At 68.6% G+C, this 16,213-nt stretch carries 16 protein-coding genes and 3 pseudogenes; 8 read left to right on the top strand and 11 right to left on the bottom strand.

All coding sequences use genetic code 11. The features are described from left to right. The 3 genes and pseudogenes from AC07YH_RS25775 to AC07YH_RS25785 all read left to right on the top strand — a co-directional run. Positions 1 to 533, top strand: a pseudogene (locus AC07YH_RS25775) (hypothetical protein); the annotation flags it as partial. A gap of 264 nt (positions 534 to 797) precedes the next feature. Then, positions 798 to 1,394, top strand: coding sequence for a hypothetical protein (locus AC07YH_RS25780; RefSeq protein WP_494749748.1), 597 nt, complete (start codon positions 798 to 800; stop codon positions 1,392 to 1,394). 390 nt (positions 1,395 to 1,784) lie between these two features. Continuing rightward, complete coding sequence (locus AC07YH_RS25785) at positions 1,785 to 3,146, top strand: MFS transporter (RefSeq protein WP_494749749.1); 1,362 nt, start codon at positions 1,785 to 1,787, stop codon at positions 3,144 to 3,146. Here AC07YH_RS25785 and AC07YH_RS25790 read toward each other — a convergent pair. From AC07YH_RS25790 to AC07YH_RS25810, 5 genes are all read right to left on the bottom strand, one after another. Then, the gene (locus AC07YH_RS25790; RefSeq protein WP_494749750.1) at positions 3,118 to 3,324 is read right to left on the bottom strand and encodes a UvrB/UvrC motif-containing protein; all 207 of its coding nucleotides are present in this window, start codon (positions 3,322 to 3,324) and stop codon (positions 3,118 to 3,120) included. The genes AC07YH_RS25785 and AC07YH_RS25790 overlap by 29 nt on opposite strands. Positions 3,325 to 3,373: 49 nt before the next feature. Continuing rightward, positions 3,374 to 4,435, bottom strand: coding sequence for a Leu/Phe/Val dehydrogenase (locus tag AC07YH_RS25795; protein WP_494749751.1), 1,062 nt, complete (start codon positions 4,433 to 4,435; stop codon positions 3,374 to 3,376). Positions 4,436 to 4,525: 90 nt separating this feature from the next. Then, positions 4,526 to 5,554 (bottom strand): alpha/beta hydrolase, encoded by a 1,029-nt coding sequence (locus AC07YH_RS25800; RefSeq protein ID WP_494749752.1) that lies wholly within the window; start codon positions 5,552 to 5,554, stop codon positions 4,526 to 4,528. Continuing rightward, entirely contained in the window at positions 5,551 to 6,135 is a 585-nt protein-coding gene (locus AC07YH_RS25805; RefSeq protein WP_494749753.1) for a uracil-DNA glycosylase family protein, read from the bottom strand. The genes AC07YH_RS25800 and AC07YH_RS25805 overlap by 4 nt, the downstream gene beginning before the upstream one ends. Positions 6,136 to 6,176: 41 nt before the next feature. Further along, positions 6,177 to 6,479, bottom strand: a complete 303-nt coding sequence (locus AC07YH_RS25810) for a DUF3253 domain-containing protein (protein WP_494749754.1) — start codon at positions 6,477 to 6,479, stop codon at positions 6,177 to 6,179. Between the two features lie 108 nt (positions 6,480 to 6,587). On the opposite strand from AC07YH_RS25810, the gene AC07YH_RS25815 reads away from it, so the two are divergent. Beyond that, entirely contained in the window at positions 6,588 to 7,043 is a 456-nt protein-coding gene (locus AC07YH_RS25815; RefSeq protein WP_494749755.1) for a PaaI family thioesterase, read from the top strand. Further along, positions 7,043 to 7,160 (top strand): annotated as a pseudogene (locus AC07YH_RS25820) (hypothetical protein); the annotation flags it as partial. The gene AC07YH_RS25815 and the pseudogene AC07YH_RS25820, both read left to right, overlap by 1 nt. Positions 7,161 to 7,180: 20 nt before the next feature. Here AC07YH_RS25820 and AC07YH_RS25825 read toward each other — a convergent pair. The 6 genes and pseudogenes from AC07YH_RS25825 to AC07YH_RS25850 all read right to left on the bottom strand — a co-directional run bounded on the left by AC07YH_RS25825 (position 7,181) and on the right by AC07YH_RS25850 (position 13,033). Next, the gene (locus tag AC07YH_RS25825; RefSeq protein ID WP_494749756.1) at positions 7,181 to 7,798 is read right to left on the bottom strand and encodes a glutathione S-transferase family protein; all 618 of its coding nucleotides are present in this window, start codon (positions 7,796 to 7,798) and stop codon (positions 7,181 to 7,183) included. Continuing rightward, a complete protein-coding gene (locus AC07YH_RS25830) occupies positions 7,795 to 8,256 on the bottom strand; it encodes an endonuclease domain-containing protein (RefSeq protein WP_494749763.1) in 462 nt (153 codons plus the stop codon). The genes AC07YH_RS25825 and AC07YH_RS25830 overlap by 4 nt, the downstream gene beginning before the upstream one ends. 38 nt (positions 8,257 to 8,294) lie before the next feature. Beyond that, complete coding sequence (locus tag AC07YH_RS25835) at positions 8,295 to 9,575, bottom strand: NupC/NupG family nucleoside CNT transporter (RefSeq protein ID WP_494749757.1); 1,281 nt, start codon at positions 9,573 to 9,575, stop codon at positions 8,295 to 8,297. 169 nt (positions 9,576 to 9,744) lie between these two features. Further along, a pseudogene (locus AC07YH_RS25840) lies at positions 9,745 to 9,828 on the bottom strand (hypothetical protein); the annotation flags it as partial. A 49-nt stretch (positions 9,829 to 9,877) separates the two neighbouring features. After that, complete coding sequence (locus tag AC07YH_RS25845) at positions 9,878 to 10,792, bottom strand: EF-hand domain-containing protein (RefSeq protein WP_494749758.1); 915 nt, start codon at positions 10,790 to 10,792, stop codon at positions 9,878 to 9,880. 177 nt (positions 10,793 to 10,969) lie between these two features. Then, the gene (locus tag AC07YH_RS25850) at positions 10,970 to 13,033 is read right to left on the bottom strand and encodes a S46 family peptidase (protein WP_494749759.1); all 2,064 of its coding nucleotides are present in this window, start codon (positions 13,031 to 13,033) and stop codon (positions 10,970 to 10,972) included. A gap of 158 nt (positions 13,034 to 13,191) precedes the next feature. Here AC07YH_RS25850 and AC07YH_RS25855 point away from each other — a divergent pair, with 158 nt between their 5' ends. Genes AC07YH_RS25855 through AC07YH_RS25865 form a run of 3 tightly spaced genes read left to right on the top strand, consistent with a single transcriptional unit; the run spans position 13,192 to position 16,168 of the window. Further along, positions 13,192 to 14,394 (top strand): ABC transporter permease, encoded by a 1,203-nt coding sequence (locus tag AC07YH_RS25855; protein WP_494749760.1) that lies wholly within the window; start codon positions 13,192 to 13,194, stop codon positions 14,392 to 14,394. Then, positions 14,391 to 15,140, top strand: a complete 750-nt coding sequence (locus AC07YH_RS25860) for an ABC transporter ATP-binding protein (RefSeq protein ID WP_494749761.1) — start codon at positions 14,391 to 14,393, stop codon at positions 15,138 to 15,140. Before AC07YH_RS25855 ends, AC07YH_RS25860 begins: the two co-directional genes overlap by 4 nt. Positions 15,141 to 15,160: 20 nt before the next feature. Next, positions 15,161 to 16,168: an HlyD family secretion protein gene (locus AC07YH_RS25865; protein ID WP_494749762.1), complete on the top strand. Its 1,008-nt coding sequence runs from the start codon at positions 15,161 to 15,163 to the stop codon at positions 16,166 to 16,168. Positions 16,169 to 16,213 lie beyond the last annotated feature (45 nt).

The following is a 16,213-nucleotide window of genomic DNA, read 5'->3' on the forward strand; positions in this document are numbered from 1 at the left end:
GCACGACCCCTGCCCCCACGCCCGCCCGTGTCGAGCCGGCCCGCCCCGCTGCTCGCATCCTGGCCGAGGCCCCGCCGACGTCGCGTCCCCCGGTGCTGACCCTGACCCGCGTCGATCACCCGCGCCCGAACGGCAAGATCCTGCAGATGCGGATGGACGACCAGCCGCTGGCCTTCACGCCCTTCGGCCTGCAATCGAGCGGCGTGAAACGCCTGACGCTGAACGCCTCGAACCTGATGTCCAAGACCCGCGCCTCGGCCGAGGACCTGCGCCGCGGCCGCTGGATGCTGTTCGCCGCCAGCTCGGGCAAGTCCTACGGCCTGAACCTGATCCGCGACACCCTCGGCGGCTGGCGCAACGCCGGCTACAGCGAGGACAAGGTCGCCCGCTTCGGCAGCCGCCAGATCGGCCTGGGCTGGCGCAAGGACAACCGCCAGGTCGCCCTGACCGCCACCCGCCGCAAGCTGAACTCGATCGACTATTCCGACAAGGACACCGTCGTCGGCGTCACGGTTTCGGTGCGCGGCCGCTAGGGGCCGTCGCTATCCATCGCTCCGCCTCAGAATAACGCCCGTCATTTCCGCCCAAGAATGATGAGGATACGCCGCAACCGACAGTCCCACCGCTAACCGCCAGACAGCTGACAGACCGATTGTCTGAGAAGCGGTGAAGAGCCGCCCTTACAGGCGATAGCGTGAGGGTATGGACGAAGCGACCAGGCGAGACGCCGAGCATGTGCGGAGCATGACCTCGGCGGATGTATATTTGACGCCAAAGTACGGACACTAGGAGCGGCCATGCCCGCCATCGCGCTTTTCTTCGCCGCCAGTCTATCGGCTTCGATGTCTGGCGACGCCACTCCATCGTGCCCGCCTCGGGAAAGCCTTGGTGAGTTGGGCTGCGCCGCCGTTGTCAGCGCGCGGACGGACGTCCCGCGGGGACCGATCGATCTGCTGGTCAATCCGGGCATGGCCAGGACCGCTGATGGTTATTGGCTTCGCTGGACCTTCCAGGCCTCCAATGGGAGGGCCGTCGGTGTCGGCGCGTTCGAACGCGTGGCTAAGGATGGCGATCTCTCCGGCTGGAACGTGCCGACCGTGTTTCGCAAGGTCGATGTCCCGGAGACATTGGTCGGCGAGCGCGGCTGTCGCGTGATGGGCGCCGTGCTGGCGGCTGGACGGCGACTAGGCGCCTGGAACTGCGAGAGCACGCCCGGCACCATTCTGGCGACCCCGGCGCCCGGCGCGACCTACAGGGTCTTGGCGCGCCTGCCCGACTACTACCAGGCGATCGTGTCCACGCCGGTGGAACATGGCGAAGGCAGCCGGGTGACCTTGGTCAGCTATGACCAGGAGGGCCAGACCTTCCGGCTGCTCGACCTGGGCTGGCGCTAGGCGGCGAAGGCGTGAGGCGTCCCCGGCGGCGGTTCGGGTCGGTGGCCGGCGCGTCGGACTAGCGCGGGCTAGGCGATCATCCTCGTCGATCAGCGGTGTCGTGAAAGAAGTCTCGGGAAAGTTGAGAGGCGTGTACGCATCCGGTGAGGGCCGTGGCGGCTAGGCCCAGTTGGCGGACGTCATCAGTTCCGAACGGGGTCGCAAACAGTCTTCGGCATCGCGCCGACAGTCGGACCTTCGGATCGCCATCGCCACGAAACCCTGTTTCCACTCTGCAAGGATGTGACGAACACGCGTATGGACCCTGGCCGTCCAGGGGCGTAAAGCGCCCTCGTGTCCGATCAGCCTTCCGCTTCATCTCCGCTTGCTACGCGCCTGATCTCGATCGCCGTGGCCAGCGCGCTCCTGATGGAGTTCATCGACTCCACGGCCCTGTCGACCGCCCTGCCGACGCTGTCGCGGGCCTTCGCGGTCGATCCGATCCACCTCAAGCTGGCCCTGACCTCCTACATTCTCGCGCTGGCGGTGTTCACGCCGGCCAGCGGCTGGGCGGCCGAACGGTTCGGGGCGCGGCGAGTGTTCCTGTCGGCCATGACCGTCTTCCTGCTGGGCTCGGCCCTGTGCGGCCAGTCGCGCAGCCTGGAGGCCCTGGTCGCCTCGCGGATCGTCCAGGGGATCGGCGGGGCGATGATGACGCCGGTGGCGCGACTGATCGTGGTCGGGGCCACGCCCAAGGACAAGCTGCTGACCGCCATGGGCTGGTTCACCATGCCCGCGCTCATCGGCCCCCTGATCGGCCCGCCGATCGCGGGTCTGGTGCTCAGCGTCGCCGACTGGCCGTGGATCTTCTACATCAACCTGCCCGTCGGCCTGCTGGGCGTGGTCGCGGTCATGCGCTTCGTGCCCAAGAGCGAGCCCAAGCGCGACCTGGGCCGCTTCGACACCCCCGGCTTCATCCTGTCGGCCCTGGCGGTCAGCGGCCTGGTGGTGGTGGCCGAGACGGCGGGCGTGAACCTCTTGCCGCTCTGGGCGCAGATCACCCTGCTGACGCTGTCGGTGGCCTGCGGCTGGGTCTATCTGCGTATCGCCAAGCGGACCGGGCGGCCGATCCTGGACCTCACCCTGCTGCGCTACCCCACCTTCCGCGCCAGCCTGGTCGGCGGGACGCTGGTGCGGCTGGGTATCGGGGCCAGCCCGTTCCTGATGCCGCTGCTGCTGCAGGTGGCGCTGGGCTGGAGCCCGCTGAAGGCCAGCTTCGTCACCCTGGCGACCGGCATCGGCGTGCTGGTCGCGCGGCCGTTCGCGGCGGCGGGGCTGAAGCGCTTCGGCTTCCGGACTTCGCTGGCGGTGTTCGTCAGCCTGACCGCCCTCTTCACCGCCGCGCCCGGCTTCTTCGGCCCGGCGACGCCGATGGCCGTGATGATGGCGGCCCTGGTCCTGGGCGGGTTCTGCCGCTCCAACCAGTTCATCGCCGCCAACACCATCGCCTATGCCGACGTGCCGGAAACCTCGACGGCAGCGGCTTCGACTCTGTCGGCGGTGACGCAGCAGGTCGGCTTGGCTCTAGGGGTCAGCTTCGGCGGCATGATGCTGCACATCGCCCGCGGCGGCGGCGGGGCCCTGACGCCCGACCGCTTCACCTTCCCGTTCGTAGCGATCGGCCTGGTGACCCTGCTGGCCCTGCCCGTCTACCTGTCGCTGGACAAGGACGCCGGCGCGGCGATCAGCGGTCGGAACCGGGCGGCGGCCTGAGACCGTCCTCTTCCCGGCGTTTGTGGAAATAGGCCGCCTGCGGGGCGTCCTCGACGCCGCGCACCTTGGCGCTGTGCTGGATGGAGTCGATCTCGGCCCGCAGACGCACGGCCGTGTCGAAGTCCTGGGCGGCGACCGCCCCTTCCAGCTGTTCCTTCAGGTCGTCGAGATGGGACATGCGCGCCTCCAGGGGATGGGCTCCCCTGGAGAACGCGCGAACGTCGCTTTTAGCCGCGCGCCGCCGCGATGCGGGCGCGAGCGATCTCGTCGGCGACCAGGTTGGCGGGACGCTTTTCCGAGGTGGACTGGTCGATGACCTCGGCCAGGGTTTGGGCCAGGCGATCCAGCTTGGTCGAGACCCACTGGCCGTCGAAGGCCGCGCCGGCTTCCAGGCCCCGGATCTCGGCGGCCACGTTGATGATGCCGCCGCCGTTGATGACGTAGTCCGGGGCGTAGAGGATGCCGCGATCGAACACGGTCTGGCCGATCATGGCGTCGGCCAGCTGGTTGTTGGCGCCGCCGGCGATGACCTTGACCTTCAGGCGCGGCAGGGTCGTCGCCGAGATCGCGCCGCCCAGGGCGCAGGGGGCGAAGACATCGGCCTCGACGTCGAAGATGGCGTCGGTCGGCACGATGGTCGCGCCGGTCTTGGCGGCCACTTCGTTGAGAGCGGTCTGATTGACGTCGGCGATGATCAGTTCGGTGCCGGCGGCGTGCAGCTTCTCGGCCAGATAGGCGCCGACGTGGCCGACGCCCTGGATGGCGACGCGCACGCCCTTCAGGTCACGGTTCAGGGCGCGCTCGACACACAGGCGGACGCCCCGGAACACGCCCTCGGCGGTCACCGGCGACGGGTCGCCCGAGGCGGCCGCGTGGCCTTCCAGGCCGGCGACGAAGCGGGTGGTCTTGCGGGTGCTTTCCAGGTCCGACGGCGAGACGCCGACATCCTCGGCCGTCCAGTACTTGCCGCCCAGGCTGTCGACGGCGCGGCCGAAGGCCTCGAACAGTTCCGGCGTCTTCTGCTCACGGCTGTCGCCGATGATCACGGCCTTGCCGCCGCCCAGGTCGAGCTCGGCCATGGCGTTCTTGTACGACATGCCGCGCGACAGGCGCAGGGCGTCGGTGACGGCGGCGTCGGCGCTGGAGTAGTCCCACATGCGGCAACCGCCGGCGGCCGGGCCGCGCGCGGTCGAGTGGATCGCGATGATCGACTTCAGACCAGTTTTTTCGTCGAAGAAAGCGTGGACGCCTTCGTGTCCCTCGAAATCGGGGGAATCGAACAAGGTCATGCCGTCGGTCTCGCGTCAGCTAGAATGAACGTGGCGGCGGTTTACGCCCCCTCGCCGCGCCTCACAACCCCGAAGACTGACGTCATGGCGTTAGTGTTTCTTGGCTTTCGGCGGGTCCAACGCTGTCATCGCCGCCACGCTGGCCGGAATGGCCGGCGCGCCCGATGGCGGCCAGGGTCCGGGGGCGTCGCGCAGGAAGGCCTCGGCATCGCTCCAGACGTTGGACGCCTGCCTGTCGACCAGCAGCAGGTGGTAGCCGTGAGCGTAGTAGGCGGTCTTCGCGCCGGGCTTCAGGCGCCCCACGGCCTCGACCGTCGGCTCGCGCGGGATGACCTGATCCTTCGCGCCATAGAACCAAGCGGTCGGCACGGCGATGGCGCCCGTCGACTTCCAGGCCCGCTCCATCAGACCCACCAGGCCGTAGATGGTGTCGGACCGCGCGCCCCAGATCATCAGCGGGTCGCGACCCATGCGGCGCAACTCGTCGATATTGTCCGAAGCCGCGATGTTGCGGACCAGCCAGTCCGGCGGCTGGACCACCCACTGACCGATCACGTGGGCGCTGACCCACAGGCTCATCCGGTTGGGCAGCGGCTGGTTCGACCAGCCCCAGACGGCCGGGGCGAACAGCATCAGCTTGTCGACCGGCGGCGGATTGTCCGAGGCCATGGCGCTGATCGCCAGGCCTCCGCCCATGCTGATCCCGGCCAGGGCGACCTTCGCGTTCGGGTGCCGCTCGCGCACCGCCGTGACCAGGGCGCGGACATCGTCCAGAACGAGCTCCGTCGGGGCCCAGACGCCGCGCTCGGGCGAGCGGCCAAAGCCCCGGACGTCCAGCGCGTAGGTCGCGATCCCCTTCCCCGCCCACCAGCCGGCGGCCAAGTGGAAGGCGTTCGAATAGTCGTTCATGCCGTGCAGGCCGACCACGACCCACTCGGGCTCACCGGCCGGCAGCCAACGCATCAGGCCCAGCGTCGCGCCGTCGAAGCTGACGAAGCCGTCGTCGGTGATCCGAGGTCCCCGGAAACCCAGCGGCCCTAGTCCCGGTCCCTGCCGCAGCGGCGCGCAGGCGCTCAGCACAGAGGCGGACGCGGTCAGGATCAGGGCGCGGCGGTTCATCGCTCCAGAATGTCCGCGACACGCTGGCGAAGGAAGGGCACGACCTCGTCCTCGAACCACGGATTGCGCTTCAGCCAGCCGGTGTTGCGCCACGACGGATGCGGCATCGGCAGGACATTGGGTCCGAACTCGCGCCAGCGGGCGATGGTCTCGGTCATGGTCCTGCCGGTCCGCCCCGGCAGCGCCCAGTCCTGGGCGTAGCTGCCGACCAGCAGCGTCAGCTCGACGTTCGGCAGTTCGGCGAGGAGCTGCGGCCGCCACATCGCCGCGCAGCGTGGCGGCGGCGGGTAGTCCCCGCCCTTCGGGTTCGTGCCCGGGAAACAGAAGGCCATCGCCGCCACGCCGATCTCGGGCCGGCCATAGAAGGTCTCGCGGTCGATCCCCATCCACTGGCGCAGGCGATTGCCGGACGGGTCGTTGAACGGCAGGCCGGTCTCGTGGACGAGGCGTCCCGGCGCCTGGCCGGCGATCAGGATGCGGGTCTCCTCGCGCACCCGAGTCACGGGCCGGGGAACGTGCGGAAAGTACGGCGCGCACGCCCGGCAGGCGGCGATGTCGGAGAGGATCGTGTCGAGCGGCATCGGCGAGGATTTAGGCGTCCTTCACGCGATGCCAAGCGCCACTAGTCTTCGTCGCCGTCGATCTCGGCTTCGGGGGCTTCCTCAAAGCTGGTCGGATCGCCTTCCAGGCGCGTGCGGATGCGGTAGACGCCGCGGAATTTCTCCGGATTGACCGGTTTGTTGTGGCGCAGGATCACCACCTTGCCCTCGCGGGCCAGTTCGATGGCGTTGGTGCGCACGTGGCCCAGGATCTGCTGCCAGCGCTCGGGCTGGACCGCCTTGGCGACGTTCATCGGGTCGATCGACTTGCCCTCGGCCAGCGGCGCCAGCAGGGACAGGATCGTGTCTTGGATCGGGGAGGTCATGAGCGCTCCCATGCCACGGATTGTCAGCAGAGGCGAGACCGGCCGCTTGCGCCTTGTGACGCGCCCTTCTAACTGAACAGCGATAAGAACAAGCGGAGGGGACGGACCATGGACGGCGGAAACGACATCTGGAGCGGGCCGCGCCTGGTGGAGACCGGCGAGTGGGCCGGCTGGCGCACCTGGTCGGGCATGGACCCGTTCGAGGATCAGTCCGGGCCGTTCTACTTCCAGGAAGCCGAGGACGGCGCGATCACCGCCGCCTTCCGCGCCGAGACCAAGCACATGAACGGCGGCGGCTTCATGCACGGCGGCTGCATGATGACCTTCGCCGACTATTCGCTGTTCGCGATCGGCTGGAAGGCCCTGGCCGACAGCCGCGCCGTCACCGTCAGCCTCAACGGCGAGTTCATCGGCCCGGCCAGGCCGGGCGACCTCGTCACCTCGACCGGCGAGGTGATCAAGGCCGGCGGCTCGCTGCTGTTCATCAGGGGGCTGATCTCGACCGGGACGGGGCCGATGCTGAACTTCTCGGGCGTCGTGAAGAAGATCAGGGCGCGGGCCTAGGAAGGAGCGCCCCCTCCGTCTCGCTGCGTATCCGCAGCGATCCACCTCCCCCGCTTCGCAGGGGAGGAGAAGAAACTCCTCACCCGTGCAACGGGGGAGGTGGCGCGGCGCCGATAGGCGACGTGACGGAGGGGGCGCTAAACCCCCGCCTCCGCCGCCGGCCGCGCGATCATCGCCTCCCGCCACTTGCCCAAGTGCTCCAGCTCCTTGGGCGGCCGGAAGCGGATCATGCGCGCGAAGTCGATCGCCGTGATGGCCAGGATGTCGGCCATGGTCACGCGGTCGGCGGCGATGAACGGGCTCTCGGCCAGACGATGGTCCAGCACCTTCAGCGCCCGCTCGGCCATGCCGAAATGGGCCTGGGCGACCTCGGGGACCTGGGTCTCGATACCCGCCATGGCCGGATGGGTGTGGCGCACGGCCATCATCAGCGGCGTGGAGACCATCATCTCGACCCGCCGCATCCACATCTCGATGACCGCCGTCTCGCGCGCGTCGCGGCCGAACATGTTCGGCTCGGGATAGACGCTTTCGAGATAGCGGCAGATGGCGACCGACTCGGTGATGGTCGTGGTCTCGTCGATCTCCAGCGCCGGCAGATGCGGCAGCCCGGCCTTGGCCAGGTAGTCCGGCGTCTTGTGCTGGCCCTCGAATATCGAGACGTCGACGATCTCGATGTCGGCGATCCCCTTCTCCGCCATGAACCAGCGGACCCGCCGGGGATTGGGCGCGCGGCGGCTGTCGTAGAGCTTCATTTGTTTCCTCCCGTTCCCGCCACAAAAGCCCTTCCCCCTTGATGGGGGAAGGGTTGGGTTGGGGGTGACCGCTGAATTTCCGCCGCGACACGCTCGGCCACGGCGTACGGATTGCCGAATGCCTCGCCGTCGCGAACCCGCATGACGCGATAGCCTTGGCTGGCGAGCCAGGCGTCGCGCTTAGCGTCATGCAGTTGCGCCTCGGTATGATCGTGCCAACCGCTATCGACCTCGATCACCAGCCTCGCGCCGTGATGGACGAAGTCGGCGATATAGCGGCCGATCGGCGCTTGCCGGCGAATGTGGAGATCGAGGGCGCGAAGGGCCTTCCAGAGGACCTTTTCGCTGACGGTCATCTCGTTCCGGAGACGACGGGCGCGCTTGACGACGCCGGGTGCGTGCCTGGGTCTCGGAGTTCCTTCGGACACGCTGTCACCCCATCCCCAACCCTTCCCCATCAAAGGGGAAGGGAGAGAATGAGGCAACTTTTAGTTGATTAAAGCCCGAACAGCGCCCGGGGCATCAGGCCGATCAGCGAGCCGGTCAGGCAGGTGGCCAGGAAGCCGGCCATCATCGCCTTCCAGACCAGGCTCAGCACCTCGGCGCGGCGTTGCGGCACCAGGACCGAGAAGCCGGCCACGTTCATGCCGACCGAGCCGATGTTGGCGAAGCCGCAGAGCGCATAGGTCATGATCATCCGGGTGCGCTCGTCCAGCGTGGTCGCGCCGATCTTGGCCATCTGGATGAAGGCGGTGAACTCGGTGAGGATCAGCTTGACGCCCAGCAGGCCGCCGGCCGAACCGGCTTCCTTCCAGGGTACGCCCATCGACCAGGCCAGGGGCGAGAAGACCACGCCCAGGCCGCGCGCGATGCTCAGCGGCTGGCCGCCGATCGGCGGCATGGCACCCAGGATCTTGTCGACCATGGTGGCCAGGGCCACGAAGACGATCAGGGTGGCGCCGACGTTCAGCGCGATCTGCAGGCCGTCGGTGGTGCCCTTCATGACGGCGTCGATCGAGGAGCCGTAGGTCTTGTCCTCGGCCGAGAGGTCGAGGTCCCCGCCCTTTTCCATCGGATCGGACGGCACGATGATGCGGGCCAGCAGCACGCCGGCCGGGGCCGAGATGATCGATGCGGTCAGCACGTGGGCGGCGGCGTTGGGCAGCACGCCGGCCAGGATGGTGGCGTAGGCGACCATGGTCGAGCCCGAGACGCAGGCCATGCCGACCGTGATCAGCATGAAGAGCTCCGAGCGCGACAGCTTGTCGAGATAGGCGCGGATGAAGATCGGGCCCTCGATCTGGCCCATGAAGATGGTGGCGGCGGTGGCCAGGGCCGGCGGGCCGCGCAGGCCCAGCGTCTTCTGGAAGATAAAGCCGAACCCTTGAGCGGCCCACTTCAGGATTTTCCAGTGCCACAGCAGCGCCGACAGGGCGCAGACCACCAGGATCACCGGCATGACCCGGAAGGCGAAGATGAAGCCGGCGTTCGGATTGTTGATCACATACGGCTGGTCGCCACCCGCCAGGTAGCCGAACACGAAGGCGGTGCCGGCCTGAGTCGAGCTGGCCAGGCCCTCGACGGCGCCGTTGACGCCCTGCAGCAGTTGGCGCGCCTGGGGCAGGCCGAACAGCACCACCACCAGCAGCACTTGCACGACCAGGGCGGCGATCGCCAGAACCCACGGGAATCGCTTGCGATTCTCGGAAACGAGCCAGCAGAGGCCCAAAGTGAGCGCCAGACCCGCCAGGGCCTGAACGTTCTCGGGACGGAACATCAAGACGACAACCTTACAAAGAGGCGACGCCCCCGCGACGCCGATCAAGGGGCGAAGAATGACACCAAGTCAGCCGTCGCACGCAAGCGCCTTGCGTAAGGTTTGGTTAAGGAAGGGGCCGATTGCCTAAGTCAGAGGACGCTTACCAGCGTAGCCCTCCCCCATAACCGTCATCCCGCGCTTTATGCGCGGGACCCATCTGTCCGCCGTAGGTGCGGAGCGGAAGAACGCCCTCACGTGGAAGCTGGACCATGGGTCCCGCGCATAAAGCGCGGGATGACGACATGGGTTGAGGTGGTGGCTTAAGCCGTCACGCCCGCCCCGCTGCTCACCGCGCCCGAGCTCGACGACGCCGACGACGTCGTCATCGCGGCATCCAATTGCGCCAGCAGCTTCTGCATCAGGTCCGCCGCCGCCGTGGAGCCCGACATCAGGCTGGCGAAGGTCGAGGACGCGTCGGTCCCGGCCGACTTGCCCTGGTCCAGCATCGCGGCGAATTCACCACCGCTCAGCGCGCCATCGCCGTCCTGGTCGGCGGCCTTGACCATGCCGGAGGCGGCGCTCGTCGCGTCCGTGTTCCCCGCCCCACCGGCGGCGGCCAGTTCCTCGGCCGAGACCGTGCCGTCCTTGTTGGTGTCCAGGCTCTCGAACACGCCGCTGGAGCCAGACGAACCCTCCGCCCCGCCGGCCGGCGGCGGGCCGCCATGATGACCGTGACGGCCGCGCATCGCCTGAGCCGAGGACTGGTCGGCGGCGGCCGTGGTGATCGCCGACGAGATCTCGGACGACGACAGGCTGCCGTCGCCGTCGGTGTCGAGGGCCGACATGATGTCGGAGGCCATCTTGCCGCTCGCGTCCGCCGGGGCGCCGTCCGGAGCCTTGGCGGCCAGGGCCGAGGTGAGCTCGGCGGTAGTCATCTTGCCGTCGCCATCGGCGTCGCCGGCCTTCATCAGCGCGCTGGTCAGGTCGTCGACCGACTGGGTCGAGAGCAGCGACGAAAGTGTGTCACCCTTGAAATGTCCGCCCGGACCACCGGCTCCGCGCATGGGTGGCGGGCCCTTCTGGCCGTCCGCACCCTGCATATTTTGCCCGATGGACTGGAATTCGGTCAGCGACAGTTGCCCATCGCCGTCGGTGTCGGCCGTCTTGAAAGCCGCCTGCTGCATCTGCCGCAGTTGGGCCAGGCTCGTTGATGAGCCAGCGCTGGTTACGGTCATAGTGCTCACCCTCTGTTGGGAGGCCGCCTGCGTGGGCGAGCCTTCTTCCGCGCCGAGGTCTCGACGCCCGGGGGACAACGCGAAAAACATTCCAGTTTTCAGCGTGTTGCGGTTAAGAAATGAGGCCTTTTGCGGACATGGTTAACGCTGCACGGGCCGCGTGCAGCGGCTCGCGCGTTAGTTGCCGGTCAGCTCGCGGACCAGGGCGCTTCGACCATAGACCTTGGTCAGGGCCTCGGTGACCGCGGCCGCGGACACCGAGACGGCCCGGTTGCGCGCGCCGTCATAGCCATAGGCTCCGCCCAGCGAGTAGAGGTTGCCGTCGAAGGCCACGCCCATGACCCGGCCCTCGGCGTCCAGCACCGGCGAGCCGGAATTGCCGCCGATGATGTCGTTGGAGGTGGCGAAGTCGAACGTCGTGTCCGGGTCCAGCCTGCCCCTGGCCTTCAGCCAGCGCGGCGCGGCGGCGTAGGGCGCGGCCCCGGTCGCGCGGTCGTAGAAGCCGGCGAAGGTGGTCGTGGCCGTGACCGGGCCGTCGCGATCGTCCCAGCCGGCGACCTTGCCGTACGACAGGCGCAGCGAGAACGTCGCATCGGGATAGTCGCTGTCGCCCAGCAGGGCGAAGCGCGCGCGGGCGATCTTCTCCGCGGCCAGGTCCGTGGGTCCTGATACCGTCTTCTCCCAGGCCGAGCGCGCCACGCGCGCGCCGTGGTCGGTGCGCAGGACAAGCTTGATCAGCGGATCGTCGGAGTCCTCGATCGCGTCGATGCCGCCCTTCCACAGCGCCTTGCGGAAGGTCGCGTCCCCCACCCGGCTGCGCCCCAGGCGATCCGCCAGGTCGGCCGGGCTGTCGCGCTCCAGCATCACCCGGACCTGCGGGGCGTCGACCGTCAGCAGCTCGCGGGTCTTCAGCAGCCACTGCTCGAGATAGAGTTCCTCGACCGAGGGCTCGTCGGGCAGGGCCTCGCTGATCTTGCGCTCGATCATCGGCAGGCGGGTGTCGACATATTCCGGCAGGCGGTCGGCGTTGGGCTTGTCGCGTTCCTGCGCCGCGCGCACCAGCAGCCGCGCCAGGTAGAACAGGTCCGAGCCGCCGCCGGCCTGCATCTCCAGCTGCCGCACCGCCGGGTAGAGATCGGCGGCCGCCGTCTGCGCCTTGGCGATCTGCTCCCAGGCGTCGCCGACCTGCGCCGCCCATTTCGGATCGGCGGCGATCTTGGCGCGCAGGGCGTCCTCGGCGGCCCGCTTGGAGGCTATGAACGCCTTGTCGTTGAGCGCCGCCTGCCGCCCCTGCCCGGCCTTGAAGGCGTTCTCGACCCAGGCCACGGCGGGCGCGGCGATGCGGGCGCGATCGGGGCTCTGGGTCGCGAACTGGATGAGGCGGCCGCGCAGTTCGGCCCGCTGCAGCTGGCCGATGGGCAGGGTCTGGTCGCGCTGGGTCTCCAGCTGGGCCAGCGTCATCTGGCGATCGGTCGAGCCGGGGCTGCCGACCACGAAACTGACCTCGCCCTCGGCCGGCGCGCGCTCCCGCCACTTCAGGAAGGTCGGCGTCGCCACGGGCCGCTCGCCCGCATAAAGCCGGATGAACGCGACATCGAAGCCGTAGCGCGGGAAGTTGAAATTGTCGGGATCGCCGCCGAACGCCGAGGCCGCGATCTCGGGCGCGAACACCAGGCGCACATCCGTGTAGCGGCGGTACTTGTAGACCTTGTACTGGCCGCCCCGGAAGAAGCTGATCGCCTGGCAGCGCAGGGTCGCGTCCTGGCCGCAGGCGGCCACTTCCGCCAGCGCCATGGCCCCGTCGCGGGCGCGGACATAGTCCTCGTGGCCCTTGCCCTCGGCGGCGGCGCGGATCTGGTCGGTGACGTCGATGATCGACAGCAGCACCTCGGCCTGCAGGCCGACGCACTTCTGCTCCTCCAGCGGGCCCAGGGTCAGGAAGCCGTCGCGGACATAGTCGTGGCCCGAGGTCGACAGCGACTGCACGCACTCTGCGACACAGTGGTTGTTGGTGACGACCAGCCCGCCGGCGCTGACCACGCCCCCCGAACAGCCGCTGGACAGCCGAACCGCCGAGGCCTGGGCCGTGTCCAGCCAGGCCTGATCCAGGGTCACGCCGTAGGCCGCCTTGATGCGCTCGACCGGGACCTTGTCGAAGGTCCACATGCCCTCGTCGGCGCGCGCCGACACCGAGGCGGCGAGCGCGACAGCCAGGGCCAGAGCGGATTTCAGGACGGTCATGTGAGTCGATTACAACGCACGCCGACGGTCGAACTACCTTTCTCCGCCCCCTGCGACGATTATGTCAGGGCGGAAATCCGCCTTACCCCGATTTAACTTGGCCGCTCGCCGATCGCCGGTCATTCCTGCAACCGTCGGTTTGGGGAGCAGGGTTTCGAATGTCGTTGGCCTTGGCCACTCTTCTCTATGAGTGGCGTCGTTACATGGCGGCCGTGGTCGCCCTGGCCTTCTCGGGCCTCCTCGTCCTGGCGTTCCTGGGCATGTTCATGGGCATCGGCAAGGCGTTCACCGCCCAGATCGATCGCGCCCGCGCGGACATCATGGTGCTGGGCCCGGGCGCGACGGCGCTGTTCAACGGCGGTCCTTCGGGCCTGCCGCGCCGCATGATCCCGCTGGTTTACAGCCATCCCGAGGTGCTGCAGGTCGCGCCGCTGGACGGCTCGGGCGGTCGCTTCCAGAACATCCTGACGCCCGAGCAGATCGCCAAGGCCGAGGCCCGCGCCAAGAAGGGCGGCAAGGGCGGCGGTGGTGGCGGCGGCGGCCGCAAGACCGAGTTCGTCAACGTCACGGTCATCGACGCCATCCCCGGCTACGTGACCGTGCCGACCGACTACACCGACTCCATGATCGAGGCCCTGCGCCAGCCCTACACCGTCGCGGTCGACCAGACCGCCCTGGCGCGGTTGGGCGTCAAGAAGGGCGACAAGGCGCTCTACAACGGCAAGACCGTCACCGTGGCCGTGGTCACGACCGGCTATCCGAACATGATGCAGGCCTCGCTGGTCATGTCGCGCGACACCCTGCGGATGCTGGGCGAGGCCGACACCGGCCAGCGCGTCGGCCCGCTGATGGTCAAGATCGCCGATCCCTCCCGCGCCGAACTGGTCGCGGCCCAGCTGAACGCCAAGGCCGACGGCAAATTCCGCGCCTGGACCCGCCAGGAGCTGGCCGACGCCAACTCCAACTCGATGCTGAAGGAGAGCTTCATCAGCATCATCCTGGTCTTCGCCCTGATCATGGGCGCGGTGATCGGCATGGCCATCACCTGGCAGACCCTGCGCGGCGCGATCATGGCCAACATCAAGGAGTTCGCCTCGCTTCGGGCGCTCGGCGTCTCCATGGGCTCCTTGCGCGGCATCGTCATGGAGCTGAGCTTCTGGGTCGGCGTCGCCGGCATCCTGATGTCGGGCGTGTTCACCTGGCTGGTCTCGACCCTGGCGGCCATGGGCGGCCTGCCGATGTCGTTCCCGATCCCCATGGTGGCGGCCATCGCCTTCTTCCTGCTGGTGATCGCCATCCTGTCGGGCCTGCTGTCGCTCGGCATCCTCAAGAAGAGCCAGCCTGCGGACCTCCTGCGATGAACGGCGACAACGCACACAAGCGCGGCGAAAGCGCTCTCACCGCCAAGGGCATCGTCAAGCGGTTCAAGACCGGCCGCACCTTCATCGAGGTGCTCAAGGGCGTGGACTTCGACGCCAAGCACGGCGACGTGACCATGGTCATGGGCCCCTCCGGCTCGGGCAAGTCGACCCTGGTGGCCGCCCTCTCGGGCCTGCTGATGCCCGACGAGGGCAAGGTCTCGGCGCTGGACGCCAAGGACCTGTGGGCGCTGTCCAGCGGCCGGATCGACAAGTTCCGCCTCGACCACTGCGGCTTCATCTTCCAGGGCTTCAACCTGTTCCCGGCCCTCACCGCCAAGCAGCAGGTGATGACCGCGCTGAAGTACCAGGGCGTCGGCCCCGGCGAGGCGGGCAAGCGCGCCCAGGCGGCGCTGGAGTCGGTGGGCCTGGGCGCCCGCCTCAACCAGCGCCCGTCCGAGCTGTCGGGCGGCGAGAAGCAGCGCGTGGCCATCGCCCGGGCGCTGGCCAAGAACCCGAACCTGATCTTCGCGGACGAACCGACCTCGGCCCTCGACGGCAAGAGCGGCGAGACCGTGATCCGCCTGCTGCGCGCGGCCGCCACCGAGCGTGGCGCGGCGGTGATCTGCGTGACCCACGACCCGCGGCTCGAGGCCTATGCCGACCGCGTCATCCATATCGAAGACGGCCGGATCCTGGACGACGTGCGTAGAACGCCCGACGCCAATCCCGCGCCGCTCAGCCACTGATTTTCTGGGGGAATTCCAAGATGCCCGGCTTCCTGCGCCGACCCGCTTTCTACATCATCCTGGTCGTCGTGCTCGTGCTCGGCGGCGGCTTCTTCTACGTGAAGGCTCAGAGCGCCGAAAAGAAGAAGAAGCTCGAGGCCGCCGCGGCCCAGCAAGAACCCTCCCCCTACGCCGCCATCGCCCAGGGCAAGGCCGACGTCGAGGGCGGCGTCATCCAGGTGGCCGCGCGCCGCCAGGGCATCGTCCGCGAGGTCTTCGTCCAGGAAGGCGACGTCGTGAAGTCTGGCCAGCCGCTGGCCAAGCAGGAGGACGACGACGTCCGCCTGGCCTCGCAGACCGCCGCCGCGGCCCTGGCCTCGGCCCGCGCCCAGTTGCAGCTCTTCCAGGTGCAGCTGCGCACCGCCCAGCGTGAATACGCCCGCCTGCAGAACCTCAGCGCCTCCAACTTCGTGGCCGCCCAGCGCCTGGACACGGCCCGCGACCAGATCGCCTCGGCCCAGGCCAATATCGGCGCTCAGCAGGCCGCCATCGGCGTGGCTCAGGCGCAAGTCGCCCAGGCCCAGTACAACCAGGAACTGACGATCATCCGCGCCCCGGCCGACGGCCGCATCGCCCGCCGCCAGGCCAATCCGGGCGCGGGCGCCTCGACCCTGAACGTCACGGCGATGTTCGACCTGGAGCCCAACACCCAGCGCATCGTCCGCGCCGAGATCGTCGAGGCCGACATCCCCAATGTCGCCATCGGCCAGGAGGTCGAGATCCAGCCTGAGGGCGATCCGGACAAGACCTACACCGGCAAGGTCCTGCGCCGCGCCGCCGTCTTCGGCGCCCGCAAGCTGGCCTCCGACGACCCCAGCCAACGCAGCGACGAACGCGTCGTCGAAGTGGTGGTCAGCGCCGACGGCGCGCCGTTCCTGGTCGGCCAGCGGGTGCTGGTGAAGTTCATGAAGCCGGGCCAGAAGGCCGGCGTGAAGCGGGACAAGCCGGCGATGCCGATCGCCGGCGGGATGACGAAGAAGAAGGCGTAGCGGCAACCAGATGCTCCCCCTCTGGGGGAGCTGTCGCGGAGCGAC

The sequence above is a fragment of the Caulobacter sp. GW456-12-1-14-TSB4 genome, assembly GCF_059424195.1.